Source organism: Streptomyces sp. SAS_272, assembly GCF_052543235.1.
Genome location: NZ_JBMNDR010000042.1, coordinates 65019 through 72732, shown reverse-complemented (window position 1 = coordinate 72732; position 7714 = coordinate 65019). Strand labels below are relative to the sequence as shown.

5 protein-coding genes are annotated in these 7714 nt (G+C 69.6%); all 5 read left to right on the top strand.

Going from position 1 to position 7714, the window contains the following annotated elements; translation table 11 throughout:
* The first annotated feature begins 1099 nt into the window (after window positions 1–1099).
* The 5 genes from ACN6LD_RS23425 to ACN6LD_RS23405 all read left to right on the top strand — a co-directional run bounded on the left by ACN6LD_RS23425 (window position 1100) and on the right by ACN6LD_RS23405 (window position 7673).
* Window positions 1100–2389, top strand: a complete 1290-nt coding sequence (locus tag ACN6LD_RS23425; RefSeq protein WP_319186773.1) for an ABC transporter substrate-binding protein — start codon at window positions 1100–1102, stop codon at window positions 2387–2389.
* A gap of 14 nt (window positions 2390–2403) precedes the next feature.
* Window positions 2404–3360 (top strand): carbohydrate ABC transporter permease, encoded by a 957-nt coding sequence (locus tag ACN6LD_RS23420; protein ID WP_266723742.1) that lies wholly within the window; start codon window positions 2404–2406, stop codon window positions 3358–3360.
* Window positions 3357–4232 (top strand): carbohydrate ABC transporter permease, encoded by an 876-nt coding sequence (locus tag ACN6LD_RS23415; protein ID WP_319186774.1) that lies wholly within the window; start codon window positions 3357–3359, stop codon window positions 4230–4232. Before ACN6LD_RS23420 ends, ACN6LD_RS23415 begins: the two co-directional genes overlap by 4 nt.
* A gap of 10 nt (window positions 4233–4242) precedes the next feature.
* Window positions 4243–4842 carry a hypothetical protein gene (locus tag ACN6LD_RS23410; protein WP_445044173.1) on the top strand — a complete coding sequence of 200 codons (600 nt, stop codon included), beginning with the start codon at window positions 4243–4245 and terminating at the stop codon, window positions 4840–4842.
* Window positions 4843–4937: 95 nt separating this feature from the next.
* On the top strand, window positions 4938–7673 hold the full coding sequence (locus ACN6LD_RS23405) for an exo-rhamnogalacturonan lyase family protein (RefSeq protein ID WP_445044172.1): 2736 nt from the start codon (window positions 4938–4940) through the stop codon (window positions 7671–7673).
* Window positions 7674–7714: the final 41 nt, after the last annotated feature.

Sequence of the window (7714 nt, the reverse complement as noted above, 5' to 3'; positions counted from 1 at the left end):
GATGCCGTCTGCCTGGCGCGGAGGGCCGCCCCGCCGACCTGGCGCCCGAACGTCGGTCGCCTCGCGCTGGGGGCGGTCGGCCCGCGCTCGGATGCCGTCTGCCTGGCGCGGAGGGCCGCCCCGCCGACCTGGCGCCCGAACGTCGGTCGCCTCGCGCTGGGGGCGGTCGGCCCGCGCTCGGATGCCGTCCGCCTGGCGCGGAGGGCCCCGTCGACCCGGTGCCCGAAGGCCGGTCGCCCTGACCGCAGAGGCGTCGGCCCCGCGTCTGGTGAGCCGTCGACACCGCGTCCGCATACGTCAGCCCCGCATCTGGGCGAGTCCACGGCTCCGCGTCCGAATACCGTCCGTCTGCGCTGGTGAGCCGTCGGACCGCGCTCGAATGCCGTCCGTCCGTGCCTGGCGCGGGACGCCCGTCCGCGGTGCCCGGCGCCCGATGTCGCCGACCTGTCAGCGACGGAATCCGGCAGCCGCTCGCCGACGTGTTCCGTGCCCTTCCCCCTTCGAAGACCTCACGGCCTCGCCCGACGTGCCGGGCCGGCAGGCCCCGCGCACCATGCACAGGCTCGTTGCTGCAACCCCGGCGGCTCCCCTCGGCGGCAGTGTCCGGGCTCGATCGCCTCGCGTCGCCTCGCCTGGCCTGCGCCCCGGCCTGGCTCCTCTCGGCCCACCCTGCAGCCCGCACCCTGGCCGTTGCCCCGCCGCGCGCCCTCACCCCCGCCCCCCAGACTCCCCTTCTCGACCCGCGCCGCAAACCTCCCCTCGGGAACTCCGTCCCGTCCTTCAACTTCCCTGCCGGGCTGCGTCCTGCGTCCCGCACGTCTCCCATGTCCCGCTGGTGCAGCCGGATTTCGGCGGCCCGTGCAGCCGTACACCGCTCGCGCCTGCCGTCCGGTACCCCGAACCGGCCGTCCTGACCAGGGAGTTCACGGCCTGAGGGTCCGACAGTCACGGCCCTGCCCGCACCCGGCCCCTTTGCCCGCTCACAAGAAATTCCTGTCCGAATCATTGACGCTCCCTCAACCCCCTCGTACCTTGTGCCAGCAAGCGCTTTCTTGAAACGATTCATGCAAGCGATGACGCTGCGGGGAGGGGCCCGACTGTGGGAACCAGCAGGAATGTTGAGAGGCGAACGATCCTGAAGGCGGCCGGAGCCACGGCGGCCACGCTCGGGCTGGCCGCGACGACGGGGTGCGGGGGAGACAGCGGGACCTCGGCGGACGGGACGGTGACGATCCGTTACGCCTGGTGGGGTGGCGAGCCGCGCACCATCGCCATCAAGAAGTCGATCGCGCTCTTCGAGAAGAAGTACCCGAAGATCAAGATCAAGCCCGAATTCACCGACTACGAGGCGTTCTGGGAGAAGTTCCAGACCCAGGCTTCCGGCGGGAATCCGCCCGACGTTTTTCAGAATGCGGTTGGATTCCTGCGTAAGTACGACAAGCGCGGCGTTCTGATGGACCTCAAGGCGCAGGCGGACGCGGGGAACCTGAACCTCAAGAACTTCCGCAACGGCGTTCTGGCGAACGGTCAGGTCGACGGCAAGCAGATCGGCATACCCGTCGGGGCCAACACCATGGCGCTCGTGATCGACCAGAAGGCTTTCAAGAAGGCGGGCGTCGAGGCGAAGTTCGGCTGGACCTGGAACGAGTACTTCGCCGCGCTGCAGACGATCCAGGACAAGTCGAAGATCGCCGGTGACACCGGCTACTTCGCCATCATGTACCTCTACGACCTGTACCTGCGGCAGAACGGCAAGGCCTTCTTCACCGACAGCGCTCTCGGGTTCACCGAGGCCGACCTGACCCAGTGGTGGGAGGACGGCTACAAGCGCGTGAAGTCCGGTCTCGTCGCCGATCCCAAGAAGATCGAGCAGGCCAAGCCGAAGTCGGGTCTCTCGGCGGGCCTCGCCGCCTCCGAGTTCACCTGGGACAACTTCTCCATCCGCTACCAGGGCGAGGGCGATTCCGACTACGGGCTCGCGCCGATCCCCACCACGGACGGCAAGAACACCGGTCAGTACCTCGGTTCGCTGATGCTGAGCGCCTTCTCCGGGACCAAGCACCCCAAGGAGGTCGCCCAGTTCATCGACTTCATGGTCCACGACCCCGAGGTCGGCAAGATCATGGGCTACGACCGCGGCATCCTCGCCACCACCGAGCAGTACGACGCCTTCAAGCCGACCGACCCCAACAACAAGGGCGTCGCGGCCTACGAGGACGAGGTCGCCAAGGCGGGCGTCCTCGGCAAGATCACCCCGCACCCGTCCGGCGCGGACGTCGTCGAGGCGGCCTTCCTGCGGATCGGCGGCGAGGTCGCCCAGGGCAAGACCAAGCCGGCCGACGCGGCGAAGGCGCTGTTCAGCGAGGCCAAGGCCGCGTTCGCGGGCTGAGGGGACGTACCACCATGACGCTCGTCAAGGAAGCGCCCGTGCGCCCGGCGAAGAAGCGGTCCGCCGCTCCTGCCGCCGGGCGGCGCGGGCGGCGCCGCGAGAACCTCGCCGGCTATCTCTTCATGTCGCCGTGGATCGCGGGGTTCCTGCTGCTCACGGCGGGGCCGATGATCGCGTCGCTCTATTACGCGTTCACCAGCTACAACCTGTTCACGCCGCCGAAGTGGGTGGGCCTGGACAACTTCACGACGATGTTCCAGGACCCGCGCTGGCAGAAGTCGGTCGAGGTCACGCTCAAGTACGTCGTCGTGGCGACACCGCTGAAGCTTCTCCTCGCGCTCGGGGTGGCGCTGCTGCTCGCGCAGAAGCGGCGGGGACAGGCCCTGTACCGGGCCGCGTTCTACATGCCCTCGCTCATCGGGGCCAGCGTCTCCGTGGGCTTCGTGTGGCGGGCGCTGTTCTCCGACGACGCCGTGGTGGACCGTACGCAGAAGATCTTCGGGGTCGACGTCGGCGGCTGGATCGGCAACCCGGACTATGTCCTCTACTCCCTGGTGGCGCTGAGCATCTGGCAGTTCGGCGCGCCGATGGTCATCTTCCTCGCGGGGCTCAAGCAGGTGCCGCAGGAGCTCTACGAGGCCGCGGAGATGGACGGCGCCGGCCCCCTGCGGCGGTTCTGGAACATCACGCTGCCGATGATTTCCCCGGTGCTGTTCTTCAACGTGCTGCTGGAGTCCATCCACGCGTTCCAGGTGTTCGGCTCGGCGTACGTGGTCTCCGACACCCGGTGCGGACCGGCCGACGCGACCCTCGTCTACACCTGTTACCTGTATCAGAAGGGGTTCAAGGAGGCCCAGATGGGCTTCGCCTCCGCGATGGCGTGGACCCTGGTGGTGGCGGTGGCGCTCGTCACGGCGGTCCTGTTCTGGTCGCAGAAGAAGTGGGTGCACTACGAGGAGGCCGCCAAGTGAGCAGCGTCACCAGTCCTGTCGCGCGCACCGCGAGCGAGCGGCGGCGCACCGGATCCCTCGCCTGGCACGTGGGCGCCCTGCTGGTGCTCGCGGTCGTCCTCTACCCGGTGGTCTGGGTGCTCGGCGCCTCGTTCAAGCCGAGCAAGGACATCATCGCCAGCCTCGACCTGCTGCCGACCAAGCCGGTCTGGGCCAACTTCTCCGGGCTCGCCGACGGCATCTCCGGCATCTCCATCGGCAGCTTCTTCACCAATTCGCTGCTGTACGCGGTCCTGGCCGTGGTCGGCGTGGTGCTGTCCAGCTCGCTGACGGCGTACGCCTTCGCCAAGATCAGGTTCGCCGGCCGGAACGTGCTGTTCACGCTGATGATCGGCACCCTGTTGCTGCCCTACCACGTGCTGCTCATCCCGCAGTACGTGCTGTTCCGCAACCTCGGCTACATCGACACCCTCGTGCCGCTCGTCGCGGGCAAGTTCCTGGCCACGGAGGCGTTCTTCGTCTTCCTGATGGTGCAGTTCATGCGCGGGCTTCCGCGGGAGCTGGACGAGGCCGCCAAGCTCGACGGCTGCGGGCATCTGAGGACCTACTGGTCCATCGTGCTGCCGCTGAGCCGCCCCGCGCTCATCACCAGCGCCATCTTCACCTTCATCAACGCGTGGAACGACTTCATGGGACCGTTGATCTACCTCAACACACCCTCCAAGTACACCGTGTCGCTGGGCCTGATGATGTTCCGCGACCAGGAGGGCATCTCCAACTACGGCAGCATGATCGCGATGTCGCTGGTGGCGCTGGTGCCGGTCATCGCCTTCTTCATGGCCTTCCAGCGCTATCTCATCGACGGAATGGCGACCTCCGGACTGAAGGGCTGAGGCGGTCACCATGGCGCAGACACGGGTGAAGGCGCGCTCCTCGCGCCGGGAGTCGGTCTTCGGCGAGCGCTTCGCGGTCTTCGCCGAGTGTCTGCTCACCGGGGTGTGGATCGCCGTGGCCTGTCTCGGGGTCGTCACCTTTCCCGCGGCCTTCGCGGCCGGCGCACGGCATCTGCGGCGCCGCACACGCCACGAGAACGGCGGTCTGCGGGAGTTCGTCGCGGACTTCCGGGCCGCCGTGCGCGGCGGTTGGGCCGTCGGGCTCGCCGGCTGGGCGGCGGCCGCCGTGGTCTGGTTGGACCTCCTGGCCGTGCGGGCCGGTCTTCCCGGCGGTCCGGTCGTCGGAGCGGTCGGCGTCCTGGCGCTGATCGGGCTCGCCGTGGCCCTGCTGCGGGCGGCGGCCGTCTGGACGCCGGGCTCCGCCTGGCGGGCGCTGGTCGCGGAGGCCGGGCGGCGGACCGTGCTCGACCCCGCCGGGTCCTTCCTGATCGTCTGCGGGCTGGCTGTCGTCACTCTGTCCGCCCTGTTCGTCCTGCCGCTGGCGGTCCCGGTCCTCGGGGCCGTCGCGGCGGCGGCCGTCGCCGTCGAGCAGCGGTACCGGCGCCGCTGAGGGCGGTGCAACCGCACCAGGTCGGCGCCCCGGGCGTCGTACCTCTCTCTGTCATGCCCCTGACCACCCTGCTTGTCGCACGGAAAGGAAAGGCCATGTCCCCCATCCCCCGCAGGTCCCTCCTCAAGGCGGCCGCCGTCGCCGGCGCCGCCGCGCAGTTCAGCTGGGCCCTGGGAGCCAAGGACGCCGCGGCCGCGCCGAGAACCGCGGCCGCGGACACGGATCCGGTGACCCTGGACTGGCTGGAGGACGGCGGCCTCGGCGCCGCCCCCGGATCCACCCTCGGCGTGCCCTGGCCCATGGGCGCGTACCGGGAGGACCAGACCTTCGCGCTGACCGACGCCGCCGGAAAGGACGTCCCCGTACAGTCCTGGCCGATCGCCTACTGGCCGGACGGCTCCCTCAAGTGGACCGCGCACGCCGTGAGTTCGGGGTCGGGCAAGCTCACGCTCGCCGCCGGCGCCCCGGCCGCTCCCGCCAAGAAGGTCACCGTCGACAAGCGCGGCGGCACCATCGACGTGTCGACGGGCGTCATCACCGCGAAGATCGGCACGTCGGGCGCCACCCTCATCAAGTCGGTCACCCGAGGCTCCACCGAGATCGCCAAGAACGGCCGGCTGGTCCTGATCCGGCAGCCCGAGATCGAGGACGAGGACCAGGGCACCGTCAAGACCGAGCGCTTCGAGGGCGCCGTCGACGGGGTCACCGTCGAGCAGTCGGGCCCCGTCCGCGCGGTCGTCCGCATCGACGGCAGGCACCGCAAGGGCAGCCGCAGCTGGCTGCCGTTCTCCATCCGTCTCTACTTCTACGCGGGCGCCGACTCCTTCCGCATGGTGCACACCATCACCTACGACGGGAAGCAGGAGCCCGGCAAGGCGAGCGGCGACTTCATCAGGGGCCTCGGCGTCCGCTTCACCGTCCCGATGCGCGACGAGTCCTACGACCGGCACGTCCGCATCGGCGGCGAGGGCGCCGGTCTGCTGCGCGAGGCGGTCAAGGGCATCACCGGTCTGCGGCGCGACCCCGGCGCGGCGGTGCAGGCCGCCCAGTACGCGGGCCGCAAGCTCCCCGACCCCGCCACCTGGGACCAGCGGGTCACCACCCGCCTCCAGTACATCCCCGAGTGGGGCGACTACACCCTCTCCCAGCTCTCCGCCGACGGCTTCACCCTCCGCAAGCGCACCAAGAAGGGCCACGGCTGGATCGGCGCCGGCGGCGGCAAGCGGGCGTCCGGCTTCGGGTACGTCGGCGGCGTGAGCGGCGGGTTCTCCTTCGGCCTGAGGGACTTCTGGGAGAAGCACCCCGCCCAGCTCGACATCCGCGACGCGCACACCGACGCCGCCGAGGTCACCCTCTGGCTCTGGTCGCCCGAGGCACAGCCCATGGACCTGCGCTTCTACCACGACGGGATGGGCCAGGACACGTTCCCCGAACAGCTCGAAGGCCTCAACATCACCTACGAGGACTACGAGCCCGGCTTCGGCACCCCCTACGGCATCGCCCGCACCTCCGAACTCCTCTTCTGGGCCAACGAGTCGACGCCGACGCCGGAGGCACTCGCCGAACAGGTCGAGGCCGTCCGGGTGCTGCCGCAGCTCGCGGCCCCGCCCAAGCAGCTCATCAAGGCGAAGGTGTTCGGCCCGGGCCTGTACTCCGAGCCGGACCGCTCGACACCCGCCAAGGCGAAGATCGAGGATCACCTCGACTTCCTCTTCACCTACTACAAGGGCCAGGTGGAGCAGCGCCGCTGGTACGGCTTCTGGGACTACGGCGACATCATGCACACCTACGACACCGTCCGACACCAGTGGCGGTACGACATCGGCGGGTACGCCTGGGACAACTCGGAGCTGTCCCCGGACCTCTGGCTGTGGCTCGCGTACCTGCGCAGCGGCCGCGCGGACATCTTCCGGTTCGCCGAGGCGATGACCCGGCACACCGGCGAGGTCGACGTCTACCACCTCGGCAAGTGGGCGGGCCTGGGCACCCGGCACGGCGTCCAGCACTACGCCGACAGCGCCAAGCAGCAGCGCATCGCCAACACCACCTACCGCCGCTACTACTACTTCCTGACGGCGGACGAACGCGTCGGCGACCTGATGCACGCCAACGTCGACTCCGACGAGACGTTCCTCGCCCTGGACCCGCTGCGCAAGATCCGCACCGAGCCGTACACGCCCGACCGGCACGCCCTGTCCATCGGCTTCGGCACCGACTGGAGCGGTCTGGTGTCGGCGTGGCTGACCGAGTGGGAGCGCAAGGGCCCCAAGTGGCAGAAGGCCAAGGCGCGCGTGCTGTCGACCATGGAGACCATCGCCGCCCAGCCCAACGGGTTCGTCCAGGGCAGCGGCCTGTACGACCTGGACACCGGCAGGTTCGCCGTCGCCGACAAGCCCAAGGTCGAGGTCTCGCACCTGTCGGCCGTCTTCGGCCTCAACGAGCTGTGCGCCGAGCTGATCCACCTGGTCGACATGCCGAAGTTCAACGAGGCCTACTTCGACTACTGCCGCTACTTCAACGCCACCAAGGCGGAACAGGCGGCACGCTACGGCTCCAACTTCGGGACCCTGCTGCTGTTCCAGGGCCACTCGCGCCTGGACGCCTACGCGGCCGTCCAGACCGGCGACGCGGCGCTCGCCAAGCGGGCATGGACGAAGTTCTACAGTTCCGACGGCTACTCCGAGTCCTCGCCGTGGAAGACGGAGCCGCTCAGCGGCCCCGCCACCCTGGTCGCGGGCAGCGAGGCCGCCTGGGTCGCCACGAACGACACCGCGCTCTACGGCCTCGCCGCCATCGAGAACCTGGCACTGCTCGGCGACAAGATGCCGTGACGGACGCCCGGCCCGTCCCGGGAGCCGCCCCGGGGAGCTCC